12 protein-coding genes are annotated in these 17,494 nt (G+C 45.5%); 7 read left to right on the forward strand and 5 right to left on the reverse strand.

The window, feature by feature from the left end; genetic code table 11:
* Positions 1 to 84 precede the first annotated feature (84 nt).
* Together rimO and WCW_RS00780 are read left to right on the forward strand one after the other, a co-directional pair.
* Positions 85 to 1,452: a 30S ribosomal protein S12 methylthiotransferase RimO gene (rimO, locus tag WCW_RS00775; protein WP_049767143.1), complete on the forward strand. Its 1,368-nt coding sequence runs from the start codon at positions 85 to 87 to the stop codon at positions 1,450 to 1,452.
* A 205-nt stretch (positions 1,453 to 1,657) separates the two neighbouring features.
* Complete coding sequence (locus WCW_RS00780; RefSeq protein ID WP_013181266.1) at positions 1,658 to 2,071, forward strand: GtrA family protein; 414 nt, start codon at positions 1,658 to 1,660, stop codon at positions 2,069 to 2,071.
* 14 nt (positions 2,072 to 2,085) lie between these two features.
* Here WCW_RS00780 and WCW_RS00785 read toward each other — a convergent pair whose 3' ends face one another.
* The 3 genes from WCW_RS00785 to WCW_RS00795 are packed head-to-tail and all read right to left on the reverse strand — an operon-like array spanning position 2,086 to position 6,327.
* Complete coding sequence (locus WCW_RS00785; protein ID WP_013181267.1) at positions 2,086 to 2,688, reverse strand: class I SAM-dependent methyltransferase; 603 nt, start codon at positions 2,686 to 2,688, stop codon at positions 2,086 to 2,088.
* Entirely contained in the window at positions 2,678 to 4,894 is a 2,217-nt protein-coding gene (locus tag WCW_RS00790) for a hypothetical protein (protein WP_013181268.1), read from the reverse strand. Before WCW_RS00790 ends, WCW_RS00785 begins: the two co-directional genes overlap by 11 nt.
* A complete protein-coding gene (locus WCW_RS00795; protein ID WP_013181269.1) occupies positions 4,891 to 6,327 on the reverse strand; it encodes a sodium/proline symporter in 1,437 nt (478 codons plus the stop codon). The genes WCW_RS00790 and WCW_RS00795 overlap by 4 nt, the downstream gene beginning before the upstream one ends.
* 197 nt (positions 6,328 to 6,524) lie before the next feature.
* Here WCW_RS00795 and WCW_RS00800 point away from each other — a divergent pair, with 197 nt between their 5' ends.
* Entirely contained in the window at positions 6,525 to 7,136 is a 612-nt protein-coding gene (locus WCW_RS00800) for an acyltransferase (protein ID WP_013181270.1), read from the forward strand.
* Between the two features lie 30 nt (positions 7,137 to 7,166).
* Here the strand turns inward: WCW_RS00800 and WCW_RS00805 are convergent, their stop codons facing one another.
* On the reverse strand, positions 7,167 to 9,161 hold the full coding sequence (locus tag WCW_RS00805; RefSeq protein ID WP_013181271.1) for a tetratricopeptide repeat protein: 1,995 nt from the start codon (positions 9,159 to 9,161) through the stop codon (positions 7,167 to 7,169).
* Positions 9,162 to 9,480: 319 nt separating this feature from the next.
* Here WCW_RS00805 and WCW_RS09620 point away from each other — a divergent pair, with 319 nt between their 5' ends.
* The gene (locus WCW_RS09620) at positions 9,481 to 10,314 is read left to right on the forward strand and encodes a macro domain-containing protein (protein ID WP_013181272.1); all 834 of its coding nucleotides are present in this window, start codon (positions 9,481 to 9,483) and stop codon (positions 10,312 to 10,314) included.
* Positions 10,315 to 10,399: 85 nt separating this feature from the next.
* Positions 10,400 to 12,214: a translational GTPase TypA gene (gene typA / locus WCW_RS00815; RefSeq protein WP_013181273.1), complete on the forward strand. Its 1,815-nt coding sequence runs from the start codon at positions 10,400 to 10,402 to the stop codon at positions 12,212 to 12,214.
* On the opposite strand, the gene WCW_RS00820 is transcribed toward typA, so the two are convergent.
* Positions 12,209 to 13,564: an MBL fold metallo-hydrolase RNA specificity domain-containing protein gene (locus tag WCW_RS00820; protein WP_013181274.1), complete on the reverse strand. Its 1,356-nt coding sequence runs from the start codon at positions 13,562 to 13,564 to the stop codon at positions 12,209 to 12,211. The genes typA and WCW_RS00820 overlap by 6 nt on opposite strands.
* A gap of 95 nt (positions 13,565 to 13,659) precedes the next feature.
* Here WCW_RS00820 and WCW_RS00825 point away from each other — a divergent pair, with 95 nt between their 5' ends.
* Complete coding sequence (locus WCW_RS00825) at positions 13,660 to 15,900, forward strand: Tex family protein (protein ID WP_013181275.1); 2,241 nt, start codon at positions 13,660 to 13,662, stop codon at positions 15,898 to 15,900.
* 79 nt (positions 15,901 to 15,979) lie between these two features.
* Positions 15,980 to 17,440, forward strand: a complete 1,461-nt coding sequence (gene rpoN, locus WCW_RS00830) for an RNA polymerase factor sigma-54 (protein WP_013181276.1) — start codon at positions 15,980 to 15,982, stop codon at positions 17,438 to 17,440.
* Positions 17,441 to 17,494 lie beyond the last annotated feature (54 nt).

The following is a 17,494-nucleotide window of genomic DNA, read 5'->3' on the forward strand; positions in this document are numbered from 1 at the left end:
ACTGTTCTTTTTCCAAGAATGTTGTAAAATATTTCTCAATAAAATTGATAGAGTATTTTTCAAAGGATTTTCTATATGTTGAAAATGCATAAGCAGGAAAGAGGTGTGGCAGCTTCTCCGAATTTTTCCCTTGGAGGCAATAAAATTTCCTTTATTAGCCTTGGATGTCCCCGTAATTTGGTTGATAGCGAGGTGATGCTGGGCATTTTGCTGAAGGCAGGGTACGAACCTTCGCAAACGCTTGAAGAAGCTGATCATATTGTGATCAATACATGCGGGTTTTTAAAAGCGTCGCGCGACGAATCGCTTCAAACGATCAATGATGCTCTGAAACAGCGCAAAGAGGGAGCTAAAGTGATTGTTACAGGGTGCATGGTTCAAAGCCATAAAGAGATGATTACTAGCCCCGTTGATTATTTTTTGGGTTCTGGTGATGTCGAGGGGATTTTAGATGCTGTGCGGTCCGGAGAAAAAGGGGAACAGGTGACAAGTGCAAAAAGCTATCTGGAGGCAGGAGAAGTTCCACGAACTATTTCCACGCCGAATCATTATGCCTACTTGAAGATCGCTGAAGGGTGCCGCAAACAGTGCGCCTACTGCATTATCCCGACGATCAAAGGGCGTTTGAAGAGCAAGCCCGCCGCACAAGTTCTCAAGGAGTTCCGCGTTCTTTTGAACCAGGGAGCCAAAGAGGTGATCTTGATTGCGCAGGATTTAGGCGACTGGGGAAAGGATATCGGATTCAAGCGCACGGACGGGCTGATCCATTTATTAAAGGAATTGTTGAAAGTGGAAGGAGATTACTGGCTGCGTTTGATGTATCTTTATCCCGACGAGATTACAGGTGAGTTGATCCAATTGATGAAAGAAGAGCCCCGTATCTGCCCCTATGTCGATATGCCTATCCAGCATGTGAATGACAACATGTTGAAAAGCATGCACCGCGCAACTCATCGAGCGCAGATTATCGGGACAATTGAAACCATGCGAAAGCAGATTCCGGACATCTCTATCCGCACCAGCTTGATTGTCGGATTTCCTGGAGAAACTGAAGAGCAGTTTCTGGAATTGGCTCAGTTTTTAGAAGAGCAGCGTTTGGATAACGTGGGAGTGTTTCAATTCTCCCGAGAGCCCGGCAGCCATGCCTACGGTCTTCCAGAACAGATTGCTGAGGAAGTGAAGCAGGATCGATACGATCGGTTAATGCAGATCCAGCAACATGTCGTTGAACAAGAGATGAGGAAGTGGGTCGGGCGTGTCCTAGATGTAGTCATTGAAGGCTACCATCCCGAGACACGTGTTTTGATGGTAGGCCGCCACCGCGGGCAGTGTCCAGAAATTGATGGACAGGTGCTGATCAATGATTCCAGAGGCGTCGATGCTTTTGGAAAGCGGTATCGAGTGGAAATCACAGACATTTCCGGCTACGATCTTGTTGGCAGGGTAATTTAAATTTTACTTCAATAAGATTTTCATTCATGTTACACTCTTAACGGTTGTGGCCAAGAGAGTCAGAGCGTGTAGGCAATTTAAATGTGAACATTTTGCATCTCATTAAAATCGCCTACACGCTCTCATGTATACCCGCCTCTCTTTTTGTTTTTTATACTGAAATGAACTCAAAATTTGGCCTCAGTATAACGGGAAAGTATTGTGAATGCGGCATCATTTTAGAGAAAATCAGGCGTTTTGGGGAGATGTGGTCAGGTTTTGCATTGCGGGGGCTTTGTCTGTCTCAATGCAGTATTTCGTTCTGGTCACTCTCGTAGAAGTGTTCCACTTAAACCCTACTTTTTCCTCTGCAACTGGGTTTATTTCCGGCTGCGTGGTCAATTATCTTCTTCTGTATTTTTGGGCATTTATGTCTAGTGCACGCCACCATGTTGCTCTGATTCGTTATCTAATGGTCATGAGCGGCTCGATGACGATTAATGTCGTGATTTTCTGGGCTCTGACGGAAAGAATTGGGATGTGGTATCCGATATCACAGTTCTTTGCCACTTGTTCATCTTCTTGCTTCAGTTTCCTGGCCAACCGTCATTTCACATTTGCAGATAGATCAGGCCGTTAATCGCCTACACGCTCTTAGGAACTCTCACAGACAATGTACCGCTTGATTTTAGGGAAAGCTGCGGCTGTTTTTTCAACCTCTTCATGCCACCATTTTGGAGGTTCAATGATGCAGTGGGCGTTTTCGCCTGATTGCAATGTTTTTCTTGCAGGAAAACAGGAGATAGCAAGATACACCAATCTGTTCGCCTTGGAAAAAATTTCTTGCAAAATCCATTCTAGGTCTTCTCGGGGAACATGCTCGAGAACATCAATGCAAATGACTGCGTCAAAGGTTCCTTTGGGCATTTTTTCAAAAGGCGGATATGCGGGGTCATAACAGGCGATGGATTTCAATCTCCAGTAGTCTTTAAGAGTAGATAATTCATCAGGTTTTTCAGAAGAGCGGAAAATTTTTTGGTATTGCTGTCCTTTGCCGCAGCCGTAGTTAAGCAGCGTCAGACAGGGAGTTTCTATCAGGCAGCGGCGGATTTTTTCAGCAGCCTTAAACGTCGACATGCCGGCAAAAATGCTCTTTTTTGGGATTGGAGGTGTTTCACTTCCTTTGAGATGAAGAGAGCGGTATTCCTTGATAAGACGAAGGTATTCAGGGCTGGGGCTTTCTCTGCTATAAGGCATTGTTGCTTCCAATCACAACCATTCCATAAGCAGGCAGCGTGAAGATCACTGATTGCCCCTTTATGATGGCATCAAGCGTTTCAATGGTAACAGCTTCACTTTTTTCATTGTTGTCGAATGGCGATTGAAATTGAAGGCTGTTGGTGATTGTTGGAATGGTTTTGCCGTCTTGAGGGAAATCGACTTTGATCGTCCGCGGCTGATCGGATTCGGAAACGGCGGCCAGGCTCCAGGAATTGGAACCGCGGAATGCAGCTATGGTGATCCCTTGAGAAAAATTTGAATGATTTTCAACCGGCTCGAGCCGGTACATGCTTCCTTGAATCACCTGATTGAGCAGCTTAACAGCCAGCCCAGTCGGACGAAATCTAATAGGAGGGCCAAAATCCCTGACAATGCCCCATAGATAGACAAAGTCTTCAACTTCCCATGTTGTTGTGTCGTATTGGGCCAGGTTATAGACCATGATTGGACGAGCTCCCGTAAATAAGAAATGGATCAGGTGTTTGCCTAAAGCTGATCCTGCAGCAGCTCCGGAAATGAGCCGGTTTCTTTCATACCCGCGTGCATCGCCTAGGACTGTATTAAAATTCGCTTCGTAAAGCGCCAACTCTTTGTCTACAGCATAAACTTCTCGAGCGATTTCATGTAGTTGAGAAAAATTTTGACGGTATAGCAGCTGTAAAGCCTGTTTATCAGGAATGGCGCGATCAAGCGAGGGAAGAAGAGAAGGGGTGACCGCCAATCCGTCTGCAGTCTGTGCCATGTTGAGGAATTGTATCGATTCTCCAGGAACGGAGTACTGGCCATTGACCAGCTTGATCAGATTCACTTTTTTTCCCGCCGCTTTGGAAATGAGGCCGAAGAGATGGTTGGCAAGGATTCCGTGTTCGCGGTAATAAGGGATGGCTGTTGGGCGGAACAGCCAGTTCCAGTTTTCGTGTCCGAATTCCAGAATTACCTCTGAAAAATCCGAAGCGTATTCTTGTAAAAAATACCCCATCTGCTGGCACTCGTAATTGGATAGAGTGGGAGGAACGATGATCCATGGATTTGCTTTCACTTCTTTGCAAAGAAAGATCAATTCTGGAAGCGAGTAGCTATAGATCGCTTCGTTTCTTCCTCCGGCTAAACGTTTCAGCCAGGTTTTCCTCTTTTGGGGAGAAGCCACGCGGTTTTCCCATGAATCTCCCAAAGAGGGAAATTCTCGAATAAACGATGGGGACAGCTCGTTGATCGCATTGACAATCTCTTTTCGAAAAGGAACGTCTTCTTGGTCGAGTTTTCCTAAATAGAGATCGTCGAGCCATACAGTGTTGAAGGGTTGATAGGCTGTGAGTGTCAGCGTTAATGGTTTGGGTGGGCCGGAGTCGTGTCCGGTGAAATCAATCACATATTCCTGCCACTCCGTGGTCAACTCAAGAGTCGATTTAAAGAAAGGAGAGGCACTATTTTGCCTTGTGAAAACAACTGTCAGTTCTCCATTGGGCTTTTCCCCTTTTGCCCAAACCCTGAATCTCCACTTTCCTTCGATTTGCAGCCCTTTTCCGGCTCTTTCTGCGATTGCATCTGCGACGTAGGTGATTTCAGCTCTCAAAGTCGATGTTGGAACAAGTTTCAGGGATTGAGAGCCGGCAGATTGAGGACGCGATATCGCAGGATCGATTTCAGCGGTCTTTGAAAAATGGGTTTCCCAGAGATCCAAAGGATCGGGCCTTTTTACTCGAGTCAGCACAATGAGATCATTGGGTTCAATATACGGAAGGGGAGAGTAGGAAAAATATTGGGGAAATCCATTGTCTCCCGAATTCACTGATCGTTTGATGCGGCCTCTTTTTCCGGCTGATTGTCCCGTACGGATCTGGAATTCCGCCTCGTTCCACTCTCCATTTGGATACCCCCATCCAGCCTCATCGGAGAAACTGTCTTGATTCGCCTGCGAGACAATCACAAGAATGCGGTCGATTTGCCCTTCAAGCCCGGGATTTTGCAAAAGATTATTGAGAAATTGAGAAGTCCCGTAAGAGGTTGTTTGGCCAAGATTGATGCCGATCCGTTCTGTTTTGAGGATTGTGGGGGTATTGTTAATGGTATAGGTGATGTCTGGTTTTGGGGGTTGAGCGCTTTTGCGCTTTTCTGTTCCAAGGAGGTGGATGATCATTGTCACCGATAAAGTCAATGAGAAAGCAAGGATGAGTTTTCTCATTGAGCGATTATCTGTTTGTTGGTGATCCTGCTGATGCCATAGATGCTTAGCAGGCCTAATGAAAATCCCGGGATTGTCGCCGGTAGCTGATACGCAAATAGATAAGGGTTGATGAACGGCCAGAGAGAGCCGAAAAGAGCGCCGACGATGATGCCGCAAACGGCGCCGTACTTGTTCGCTTTAGAATCATAGAGAGACATCAGAACCAGAGGACCGAATGCACTTCCAAGCCCGGCCCAGGCATAAAATACAGCTTCAATGATTGTTTTTTGACGGTCGTAAGCAATGATGAGAGCAAAAAGCGCTATGATGATGACGCCGCATCTAGAGGCGCGCACTAAAGCTTGCGGCGAGAGCTCTTTTTTTGCAATCCGTTTAAAGAGATCTTCCCCTATGACAGAGGCGCATACGAGAATTTGGGAATCCATTGTTGAAAGGTTGGCCGCCAGCACTCCGCAAAGAACGAACCCGGCAAAGAAAGGATGGAAGAGCAATTTAACCATTTCTACATAGACCAATTCCGGGTTGGAAAGAGTCCCTTGATAATGAGCAAATCCGATAACTCCAACGGCGATCGAAGCTGTTAGGGCAAGGAACTGCCAGGTCATCCCAACGTTTCTTGATTTCTTCATTTCGTCTGCGTTTTTAATTCCCAGAAATTTTGTGATCACGTGCGGCATTCCGAAATAACCAAGCCCCCATGCCAATGCGGCAAAAGCAGAGGAGATGACGGAGCCGATCGACATGTCGCCCATCAAGCTCAAATAATTGGGTTCCAGTAGATCCAGTTGCTTGATTGTTGTCCAAATGTCGGGAAATTTCAGCAGCATGAGGATAGGGACTATGGAAATCATGAATAGCAAAAATAGACCTTGGAAAAAGTCTGTCCAGGCGATGGTGATGAAGCCTCCGCCGAAGGTATAGGCAACGACGACGCATAGGGCAAATGTCAGTCCCCACCAATAGTCGATGTTGAAAAGAGATTCGATAAGGAGGCCCATGGCGGTTAATCCTGCACCGATATAGAAAGTCAGAAAGAAAAGCAGGATGATTGCCGTCAATATGCGCAAGGTGCCGGACGTGTCTTCAAACCGCTTTTCAAAGAACGTTGACAGTGTGTAGCTGTTGTATTTTTCGGTGGACACGCGCAGTTTTTTAGCAATCAGTTGCCAAGTAAGGAACATGCCGATGAGCAGCCCGATTCCTATCCAGCTTCCGGATAGTCCTTGAAAGTAGATGGCCATGGGAAGTCCCATGAATAGCCAGGCGCTCATGTCGCTAGCGTGGGCGGATAATGCGGTGACCCAAAAATTAAGGGAGCGGTTTCCGACGATGAATTCTGCGTTGGATGTTTGTTTTCGGTGTGAAATGTAGCCAATGCCTAAAAGGATGGTGAAGTAGGTAATAAAAGAGAGAAGATATTGCGTTTTCATTGGGCAAATTTATAACCAACATTTGGAGCACTTGTCAAGCAGGCTCTGCAGTAATTGCATGAAAGTTGATTCGGTATAAAAGAGGGAGGGTCTATTCATGACGACACGCTCTAAGAAAAAATGTAGCTGGAAAATCACAAAGATGGTTATACCGATCATTATTGGAAAATGTATTTGATGTTTAACCGGAGTCATAGATGTCTTCTTCCAAAATCCATCCGACTGCAATTGTGGAAGAAAAAGTTCAAATTGGGGATGAAACAGTCATTTGGGATCATGTGCATGTACGCAAGCACGCGCGGATTGGACATCATTCAATCATCGGTGAAAAAAGTTATCTTGGCTATTATGTTGACATAGGGAACTACGTAAAAGTCAATGCAATGGTTTATATCCCCTATGGCGTGATCATTGAAGACCAGTGCATGATCTCGTCAGGAGTTGTTTTTTCGAACGAAACCTATCCACGGTCGATGAATATCGAACTGACTGAACTTCAACCTTCCGGCCCAACAGCCGAAACGATGATGACTCGCGTGTGTCAAGGAGCAACGATCGGAGCTAACGCATCGATCGGGCCGGGGATCACGATTTCTCCCTATTCTTTGATCGGCATGGGATCAGTTGTTACACGCAATGTTCCCCGTCAAGGGTTGATGGTGGGCAATCCTGCTCGGCTAATCGGTTATGTCTGTATCTGCGGAATCAAGATTGTGGATTTTGATTCACCTCCCGAAGATCACATGAACTGCCCTAGATGTTCCCGAAGTTATACCTGGGATGAAGATCAACTCGTTTGTTTCTCGTAAAATCGCCTACACGCTCTAAGACGCAGATTGCTAATGAATTGAAGAATCCTTTCCTATTTTTTGCTTCTCTCTGATTTTTTTCAAATTTTCCTGCAAGGTAGGGTTTTCCGGATAGTCAATAATTAACTGTTCGGTAAGTGCGCGTGCACGCTCCCAGTTCTGTTCTTGAAATGCTTTGCGTGCAAGGTATGATCTGGCTTCCGGCGATTTTTTTTCGATAGATTTGTAAATTCTGTTAGCCAGGTACTGGTCGCCTTCCAAGTGAGCAATTCGCGCAAGCGTTTCTTGCCCTAAAACGTCGTTGACGAGCCTTGGCTGCGAACCGATAATCGTGCGCGCTTTTTCGTACTCCTGCTTTTCAATGTCAATCAGGCTTGCTAACCAAGCGGCGCGGTATCCAGTATCGCTATCCTCTTTCGCAAGCGGAAGCAGTTCTTTCAATGCTGCTTCTTTGTCTCCGCCCGCGATTGTGATTTCTGCCAGCAAGAGCTGCAGTTTCGGCGTTTTTTTCTGTAGAGCGGCAAACTCTCTTGCTTCAAGACCTGAGCGGTTATGGTAAAGCGCTTGCGTAATCGCGAAAGCCAGCCAATCAGGGTAATCGTTTGGAATTATAGGGAGAACATGCAGCGCAAGTCCTGCCTCTAGCCAGCCTGCAGCAAGAAAGACTGCTGTATAAGCTTCTTTGCCCATCAGAAGATGATGCAAAGGCTGAGGAACTTCTTTTCCGGATTCTGCCAGCTGTTCAAGCTCTTCAAAAAATTTAGGGTAGGCAGTTTCTGGAAACCTTTGAGGAAGTTCGTTATGAGGCATTTGCGAGGCCTCTAATTTCAAGGTCTTATTTTTTCGATAGTTCGCAACTCTTTTCAAGGCCACCTCCAGATGAGGATGCCAAGAGGTTATCGTGAATGGATTGTAGCGTAAGAGTTTATAGGCTTCTACTTCGTTTTTGTCCCTAAGTTCCTGAAGCACACGCAGCCAAAAGGTTTCCTGGCAGGTTTTTAAAAAATCATTGCCGTTTGCAACGCGCGTATACACTTTCTGATCCCAGAATTGATCTTGATCAAGACTGATGAGATAGCGGATTAAAGTGTTCATGTTTCCATCTGGTATTGGAGCGTCTGTCCAGTCAAAGTCCAGTGGGGTAGTGATTTTACTCCAGAAAAGAGTTTTTACCCATAGGCTGTCAAGGGATGGCGGTGCAAGGTTTGCCTGCATGAGCTCGAGAGCCATTGCGTATTGCTGATGCCTAAGATAAAAATCCGCTAGCTGATCTTTTAAGAAAAGATTAGATGGGCTGATTTGAGAGGCGGCTTGATACTCTTTTTGAGCCAATGAATGTTTTCCGACAGATTCCAATAGTTTGGCACGGTAGGATCTTACGTCGGGATTAAAGGGGTCTTTTCCATAGGCTTCAGCTAGATAAAACCACGCTTTTTTCGGGTCTTCGCCGCCTTCGAGAAGAGCGAGACGTACGAGACGGCCGACGTCTGCTTTGTTGTTAAATGTCCTGGACTTTAACTTTCCGATCGCTTCCGGTCTTTTCCCTTCCAAAAGAGTAAGGTCTACATCCAGAAGAAACCAAGACGCAGCCTTAGTTTCCCTGTCGGTCCAGAGAGAGCGGATTTTTTTGTAATTTTTCGTATTGTTAGTGTTAAGATAAGCATCAGCGACAAGTAAGGAAGCGTCTTCGTGCTCTTTGAAAATTTCGGGAAAAAATTCATAAAGGATGACAAGCTGCTTAACATCTTTGATATCGACAGATCCCTGGATAAAAAGTTCGATCCATTTTAAGCCTTGGGGAGACAGCGATTCCATTTCCGTTTTGTACCTGTGAATGATTTCAAGAGCTTCTTCAGGTTCTTGATTCTCCAGAAATTCTTGAGCTGTTTTGTAATCTTTTGCTTGTTTTCCGCTATCGATATGGGGATTTTGCTGGATCTTTTCCGGCTTAGGAGTTGTCTTTATGCTCGAAGTCATTGCGATCACCGCAATTGAGATTCCAATAATCAATGTGAGTTGGCGCATATATCCTCCCGTAACGGATCAGGCTGTCGATTCAGGCATCACAAGAAAGTGCCTTTTTACAAAGAAAAATACCGTTTTAACCCATAAGTGATTTTTTTGAAAAGTTCTCATGTTGTAAAAGATAATTTTTAGATTTTGTAAACATGCTCTTATGACAACCAAAAACATATTTGATTTTTTACTGTTTTTTTTGATAGAATAACTAAATAATAAAAAGGTTAGAGTTTACTTATCAAATTGTGCTTCAGATTATACCGAATCAATCTAAAGAATCTGTTTTTGAAGTTGGTTCGGTATGCCTGAAGGAAAAGAGGGATAAATGAAATTAGATTTTTCAAATTTTTTTACGCACTTAATTTTTCATCCTTTTGACGCCGATACAAAAAATGAGCGAAAATTTGCGCTGGTTTCATCGATTGCATTGGGAATCTTTTCTCTCTTTACCGTCCACTTAGGTTGTTTGATTTACGGCTTTTTTGCCCGTAAAGTCGATCATCCTTCTCCATCTGATGAATCCGTTAGCAAGGTTGCAAAAGAGCATGGGATTGGAACTCAGAAGCCTCAAGCTCAAAAATTTGAACCGGTGCTTTTAGCTGAAAAAACGTTTGGCTCGGCTCGATTGCAAATTTATCAAGGGGATCTGCTTGAGCAAAAGGTGGATGCTATTGTGAATCCTGCTAACACAAAATTAAGAGGTGGTGGCGGAGTTGACGGGATCATAGGAAGAGCGGCAGGGAAGTCGATCTATGATGAATGTGTTGAGCAGTTGAAAGCAAAAAAGTTAGATTCTTGCAATATCGGTGATGCTTACATTACCGGTTCGGGTAAATTAAATGAAAAAGGGATCAAACATGTCATTCATGCGGTTGGTCCTACAGGATCGACTCCTGGTGGAGACCAGCTTCTTAAAGCCGCTTACATGAACAGCTTGTTGAAAGCGGATGAGAAGGGTTTAGAAAGTATCGCTTTTCCAGCGATCAGCATCGGAATTTTCAATTTTAATCCCAAACATGCCGCCGAGCTCGCTTTTGAAGCAGTCAGAGATTTTTTCAGCGAGCATCCCGACACTTCCATCAAAGAAGTTCGCTTGTGTTATTGGACTAGCAGTAAGGATGTTGCTTCTAAGAACAGAATGCTTGAGTTGCTTTCTTGATTGGGAGATTAAAAAATCTATTGAAAAAATCCAAAAAACTGTTAAAATTCTGGCGCTTAACTACATAATATTAGGATAAATCTGCATGCACCAGTCGGACAAAATACGGAATATTGCAATCATCGCACATATCGACCATGGGAAAACAACTTTGATGGACGGTCTGCTGAAGCAGTCGTGCAATTTCAGAGAAAATCAGGATGTTCCTGAGCGGGTCATGGATTCCTATGACCAGGAACAGGAAAGAGGAATCACGATTTTTGCCAAACATACCTCTATTCCCTATGAAGACTACAAAATCAATCTGATCGATACTCCGGGGCACGCTGATTTCTCGGGAGAAGTTGAGCGGATTCTCGGAATGGTGAACTCGGTGCTGTTGATTGTCGATGCGCAGGAAGGACCGATGCCGCAGACCCGTTTCGTCTTGTCAAAGTCTTTGAAAATGGGGCTTAAGCCGATTGTTTTTCTAAATAAGATCGACCGTCCGCATGCTGATCCGGAGCGTGTTCTTAACGAGACATTTGATCTGTTTGTGGAGTTGGGGGCAAATGATGAGCAATTGGATTTTGCTTATTGCTACGGTTCCGGCATTCAGGGATATGCCGTGCAGGAATTAGGCGATGAAAAAAAAGATTTTATCCCATTGATGGATCTCATCGTCAGGCGCACGCCTGTTCCTAGTGGAGAGATCGAGGAACCTTTCCTATTGCAGGCAGTGACGATCGGTTATGACGATTATGTCGGCCGTCAGGCGTGCGGGAGAATTTTGCGCGGGAAGATTAAAAAAGGGGATCAGGTTGTCCATATTAATCGCGAAGGCGCTCAATCAAGGCATCAAATCACGAAGATTGAAGGGCACAGCGGGCTTGAAAAAGTGGAGATGCCCGAAGCCGGAGTTGGGGACATTGTTTTGCTTTCCGGGGTGCCTGAGGTCACAATAGGTGAAACTTTATGCTCTCCGGAAAAGGTGGAGCCGTTGCCGCTTATTGCGATTGAGGAGCCGACTGTATCGATCGATATTCTGGTCAATAACGGCCCCTTTGTCGGCAAAAGCGGAAAGCATGTCACAATGAATAAGATCAGAGACCGCTTGCAGCGGGAGAAAAGGTCTAACATTTCCTACCAGATCACAGAACCTGCTGATGATCAAAAGAGAGTGACTGTTTCTGGAAGAGGGGAATTGCACCTGGCTGTTCTTCTTGAAGCGATGCGGCGAGAAGGGTATGAGTTTTGTGTTTCGAAGCCGCGAGTGATCATTAAAGAGGTAGATGGCGCTCGGCATGAGCCGATCGACAATGTTCACATTGAAGTGCCGGAGGAGTATTCCGGAGCGGTGATCGAACAGCTTTCTAAGAGAAAGGGAGAGATGCAGCATCTGCACACAAACGAGCACGGGATCACGCATATGGACTTCCTCATTCCGACTAGAGGTTTGATGGGATACCGCAACGATTTCTTGACGACGACGCGCGGCCTTGGCATTTTGACTGCGATTTATGATCGGTACGCACCTTGGAAAGGTGAAATGGAGAGTAGGAAAAACGGTTCCCTTGTTTCCATGCTCCCGGGAAAAGCCAATGCTTACGCTTGTTTCAATCTTGAAAGCAGAGGGATTCTCTTTGTCGCTCCTGGCGATGAGGTTTACGAAGGGATGATCGTTGGGGAGAATGCCCGTGAAAACGATCTGGTTGTGAATATGATCAAAGGGAAGCAATTGACAAACGTGCGTGCTTCCGGGTCGGATGAAAACATCATTTTGACTCCTCCGAGGAAGATGACTTTGGAAAACGCTATCGGCTACATTAATAGCGATGAGCTTATCGAAGTCACCCCCGATACGATACGGTTGCGCAAGGTTTATTTGACCGAAAACGAAAGAAAGCGGAACAAGTTATAGTTCGTATAGATCCATGTAGCTTGGAATGGTCACCCTCCAGCCGAAAGTGTCGATAATTTTATCCTTCAAAGCGCCCAAGGCTGCAGGTTCTCCATGGTTGAGAAATACCTGACGCGGAGGTTTGACAAATCCTTTCAGCCAGCTAAGAGTTTCCTGATAATCTGCGTGGCTTGACAGCGTTTCCAGAAGTTCGATCTTGGCGCGAACGGGAACCATGTTCCCATGAATTTTAATTTCTCTTGCCCCTTGAAGGATTCGGTCGCCTCGCGTCATCGGAGCCTGGAAGCCGACAAACACAATGGAATTGTGATGGTCCGGGGCGTATTTTTTCAAATGGTGCAACACTCTTCCCCCTTCAGCCATTCCGCTGGCAGAGATAATGATCATGGGATAATGTTTGCCATGCAGCTGCTTTGAATCTTGCGCGCTTTGCACATATTGGGCAGTTGAGCAGACCTTTCGGCAGAGATCGGGGCTCAACGTATGCTCATTGCTGTAGTTTAGCATGATGTCGGTTGCGTCCTGAGCCATTGGACTGTCCAAAAAAATAGGAATATCAGGGATCTGTTTTTTTGCTTTAAGTTGATGAATGAGATAGAGGACAATTTGTGTTCTCCCCACGGCGAATGCGGGAATCAAGACAACGCCGCCTCTTTTTGCTGTCTTTCGGATGATTTCTCCCAATTTTTGTTCGTCGTCTTCATCGGGATGCAGACGGTTGCCATAGGTTGATTCTAAAATGAGGTCGTCTGCAACCTGAATTTGTGCTGGAGGAGGCATGATTGCGCTTTTAGAACGGCCTAAATCTCCGCTGAAGACAAGCGTTTCTTCGTTGGTGCGGAATGTCAGCATTGCCGAACCGAGGATATGGCCTGCCCGGCTGGCGTGGACGATTAGGGAGCGGCTTAAGGGAGTGTCGATTCCAAGGTCAAGGGACTTGAATTGCCTGAGACAACGGATTGCGTCTTCTTCAGTGTAGAGAGGCAAGGCAGGTTTATGTTTGGAGTATCCATATTTATTAGCGCGGCGTGCGTCCTCTTCATGAATTCTGGCACTGTCCCTGAGCAGGATTTCGCATAAATCGCGCGTGGCAGGAGTCGCGTAGATGTCTCCTTTGAAGCCGTCTCGGACAAGAATGGGCAGATAGCCGCTGTGGTCGATATGGGCATGAGTAAGAATGACGGAATGGATCTTTTCTATCGAAACTGGAAATCCGCTCCAGTTTTTTCCTCTGAGTTCTTTGTATCCCTGAAAAAGTCCGCAGTCGACAAGGATCGCGCAGTCGTTAGTTTCGATAAGTGTTTTTGATCCTGTGACAGTACCTGCTGCTCCTAAAAAACGTAGCTTCACAATTGAGTCTTTTGTATGATGTTTTTTCCAATTTTATCTTGAGACTGAAATGAACTCAAAATTTATTTTCCTGCAAACGATTCCAAGGAAGTTTTATGAATCAGACACACATTGCCAAGATTTCATCCGAGCTTAATCTTTCCATCGGCCGCGTCGGCGCTGCCTTGAAATTACTGGAAGAGGGGAATACGATTCCGTTCATTGCGCGTTATCGAAAAGAGATGACGGACAGCTTGGATGAGGTTCAAGTGCGCGAAATTAAAGAGCGTTCGGAATATTTAAAGGGGCTTGATGATCGGCGTTTGGCGATATTGGAATCGATCGAGTCTCAAGGAAAATTAACAGAAGAGCTTAGATCAAAAATTGAGGCGTGCGAGACAAAAAGCGCGCTTGAAGACCTCTATCTCCCTTACAAGCCTAAGAGAAGGACAAAAGCAACGATTGCCAGGGAAAAGGGGTTGGAGCCACTGGCAGCGCTTATCATTGCGCAAGGCGTGGATGGAAACCCTGAAGAAGATGCTGCTGCCTTCATCAATGCAGAAAAGGGCGTAGAAAGCGCTGAACAGGCGCTCGAAGGCGCTCGCCACATTGTAGCTGAATGGATTTCAGAAGATGCTGAAAACCGTGCATTCTTGCGGGAAGCGTATCAGCAGGATGCGCTGCTTGTTTCTCAGGCAAAAGAAGAGTGGAAGGAGAAAGACTCAAAGTTTAAACAGTATTACGACTTTTCCGAATTGGTTAGAAAAATTCCTTCTCATCGCTATCTTGCCATTCGCAGAGGGGAGCAAGAGATGGTGCTTTCCGTACGCCTGGAAGTTGAGGAGGAGCCGATTTTACGCGAACTGGAAAAAAGGGCTAGAGTTAGCAGCAGCTCTCCTTATTCGAAGCAATTGAAAATGGCTGTCGAAGATAGTTATCGACGGCTGTTGTCAACAAGTATCGAGTCTGATGTACGGGTTGATCTTAAGATGAGTTCGGACCGCGATGCGGTTGAAATATTTGAGCAGAATTTGCGTCATTTGTTGCTGTCGCCTCCGATGGGCAACCGTTCGGTGATCGGCATCGATCCCGGATTGCGTACAGGATGCAAATGTGCTGCCGTTTCTACCACGGGAAAATATCTCGATTCTACCACATTTTATTTGACAAAAGGGGAAAAAGGGCTTGATCAGGCACGCAATGATTTTTATCGCTTTGTAAAAAAACACACCCCTTTTGCCATTGCGATCGGAAATGGGACGGGGAACCGTGAAACGGAGACATTTGTCAAAAATCTCCTTAGTCAGTCAGAGATGAAAGAGATCATTGTTGTTCAAGTGAGCGAGTGCGGGGCAAGCGTTTACAGCGCCTCTGATGTGGCTAGAGAAGAGTTCCCCGATCTTGACTTGACCATCAGAGGGGCGGTTTCGATTGCGCGTCGTTTGCAGGATCCATTGGCTGAGCTTGTCAAAGTGGAGCCCAAATCCCTAGGAGTGGGGCAGTATCAGCACGATGTGTATCAAGCTTTATTGGAAAAAAAGTTGCATGATGTTGTCGAGAGTTGTGTGAACCAGGTGGGAGTGAATTTGAATACCGCCAGCCCCTCTCTTTTGTCCTATGTTGTGGGAATCGGTCCATCGCTTTCAAAAAAAATTGTGCAGTTTCGTGAGGAGAGAGGCGAGTTTAAATCGCGTCAGCAGTTAATGGAGGTCTCAGGTTTAGGTGCGCGTGCATTTGAACAGTCGGCTGGCTTTCTCCGTATACAAGGAGGTGAAAATCCTTTGGACAGCTCTGCCGTTCATCCCGAAAGGTATGAACTCGTGAAGCAGATGGCAAAGGACTTGGGAGTTACCGTTGAAGAGCTTGTTGGCGATCCAAAAAGAGCGGAAGCGATCGACCTTGGCCGCTATCAATCGGGCGAAGTGGGTTTCGAAACCCTGAAAGATATTTTAGACGAGCTGAAGAAGCCTGGTCGCGACCCCAGAAAATCGTTTGAACCGCCAAAATTTCGAGATGATGTTACTAAAATCGAGGATTTGAAAGCAGGCATGGAACTGGAAGGGGTTGTAACGAATGTAACCGCATTTGGTGCGTTTGTCGATATTGGAGTGCATCAGGATGGTTTAGTGCATATCTCTGAGTTGTCAGATCAATTTATTAAAGAGCCCAGCGATGTGGTTAAAGCGGGAGACAGGCTTAAAGTCAGAGTGCTCGATGTCGATCAGAAGTTAAAGCGGATCTCTTTGAGTGCGAAATCAAAAAGCAAGGGAACGGCTCCAATAGCGAAGAAAAAAAGGGAGCAGGCTCCAAATCAGAAAAAGGGGGCGTTTTCGCATCATCCTTTTAGTTCTTTATAGAAGCATTTTTCTCTTGCCAATAGGTGAGGATTTATGAAATAAGAGAGAATAGGAGCAGGACTGCTTTTGGAGGGGGTTCATGAATCCTATATCCTTGAATTTCAATTTAAAGCAAACGCAAAATGTGAAGCAGCTTCAGCGGTTGATGGTGTCGCCGCAGATGCAGCAGGCTCTCAATTTTATGCAGATGCCCATTCAGGAGATGATCGAAGCGATCGAGCAGGAAATGGAGTTAAATCCTGTAATCGAACTGATGGAAGAGGAGCCGGCAGAGCAAGAAACTGTAAAAGAAGAGGATGTTTCGGCCGAAAAAGAGCTCGATTTCAATGGCGACGACTTTGAGATCATGAAGCGGCTTGATGAGGATTTTAGAGATCATTTCGCCCAAAGCGAAAACTATTCGCTTTATCGAACACAGGAAGAGGAAAAACTCAAAACATTTTTAGAGCAATCGATACCGGTTAAAGAGACACTGTATGAGCATTTAGTCAAGCAAGCGCGTGAGAGTCTGGACTCTTTGGAAGAGATTGCGATTGCGGAGTTGTTGATCGGGTATTTTGATGAGGACGGATTTTTCACGAATTCCATCGAGGAAGCCTCTCAATTAAGCGGTTATTCTGTCGAAGCTTTGAAAAAGGTGCTGACTGAGATCCAGACGTTTGAGCCGTTCGGCGTGGGAGCAACTTCTCTTCAGCACTCCTTACTCATTCAATTGGAGAGAAAAAATTTAAAGAATTCTCTCTCCTATCGCATTGTTCAGGAACACTACAGCGATCTGCTTCACAACCGCATTCCGGAAATTAAAAAACAGCTGGGACGCTCTCTTCAGGAGGTCAATGAGGCTGTGCAGAAAACAATTGTCCGTCTTGATTTCCACCCTGGGAGAAGATATGTTGAAAATGTTGTGCAGCATATTGTTCCGGATGTTTCTTTGAAAGAAGAGGGGGAAGAACTGGTTGTTGCCGTCAACGATGATTATGTTCCCACACTGCGCTTGAACAGGCGTTATTTGCGCATGATGGAGGATCCTTCAGTTTCCAGAGAGACGAAAGAATTTATCAAAGGAAAGCTGCTTTCGGCCAAATGGCTGCTTAAAAATATCGATCAAAGGAATGAGACGATATTCCGCATTGTAACCTACTTGGCTAAAGTGCAAAAAGGGTATTTTATCAACCCTGAAGGATCTCTTACTCCGTTGACGATGAAGCAGGTTGCCGATGAATTGGGCGTTCATGAATCCACTGTCGCTCGAGCCGTATCGCAAAAATATTTAGATTCTCCTCGCGGAATTGTCTCCTTGAAATCTTTGTTTACAAATGCTTATCGGACTGATATGGGGGAAGATATCTCTTCTCGAACCGTTAAGGAAGCGTTGGCTAAGCTGATCGATGAGGAAAATAAACAATGTCCTTTTTCCGATGAAAAGCTATCAAAGCTCTTGGAGAGGAGGGGCATCCACTGCGCAAGGCGCACAGTGGCCAAATACCGCTCTCAGCTGCAAATCGGCAATGCTTTTCAGCGGCGAGAATATCTGTCCTAAAAAAATATTCCTTGCAAGACAAGCAAATTTTTTTTTATAAAGTTTGCATTTTCA

It is taken from the genome of Waddlia chondrophila WSU 86-1044 (assembly GCF_000092785.1).
Taxonomy (GTDB): domain Bacteria; phylum Chlamydiota; class Chlamydiia; order Chlamydiales; family Waddliaceae; genus Waddlia; species Waddlia chondrophila.

Excerpts from the sequence above, each read along its gene's own strand:
- rimO (WP_049767143.1), top strand. The coding sequence starts at position 85 with ATGCATAAGCAGGAAAGAGGTGTGGCAGCTTCTCCGAATTTTTCCCTT.
- WCW_RS00780 (WP_013181266.1), top strand. The coding sequence starts at position 1,658 with ATGCGGCATCATTTTAGAGAAAATCAGGCGTTTTGGGGAGATGTGGTC.
- WCW_RS00785 (WP_013181267.1), bottom strand. The coding sequence starts at position 2,688 with ATGCCTTATAGCAGAGAAAGCCCCAGCCCTGAATACCTTCGTCTTATC.
- WCW_RS00790 (WP_013181268.1), bottom strand. The coding sequence starts at position 4,894 with ATGAGAAAACTCATCCTTGCTTTCTCATTGACTTTATCGGTGACAATG.
- WCW_RS00795 (WP_013181269.1), bottom strand. The coding sequence starts at position 6,327 with ATGAAAACGCAATATCTTCTCTCTTTTATTACCTACTTCACCATCCTT.
- WCW_RS00800 (WP_013181270.1), top strand. The coding sequence starts at position 6,525 with ATGTCTTCTTCCAAAATCCATCCGACTGCAATTGTGGAAGAAAAAGTT.
- WCW_RS00805 (WP_013181271.1), bottom strand. The coding sequence starts at position 9,161 with ATGCGCCAACTCACATTGATTATTGGAATCTCAATTGCGGTGATCGCA.
- WCW_RS09620 (WP_013181272.1), top strand. The coding sequence starts at position 9,481 with ATGAAATTAGATTTTTCAAATTTTTTTACGCACTTAATTTTTCATCCT.
- typA (WP_013181273.1), top strand. The coding sequence starts at position 10,400 with ATGCACCAGTCGGACAAAATACGGAATATTGCAATCATCGCACATATC.
- WCW_RS00825 (WP_013181275.1), top strand. The coding sequence starts at position 13,660 with ATGAATCAGACACACATTGCCAAGATTTCATCCGAGCTTAATCTTTCC.
- rpoN (WP_013181276.1), top strand. The coding sequence starts at position 15,980 with ATGAATCCTATATCCTTGAATTTCAATTTAAAGCAAACGCAAAATGTG.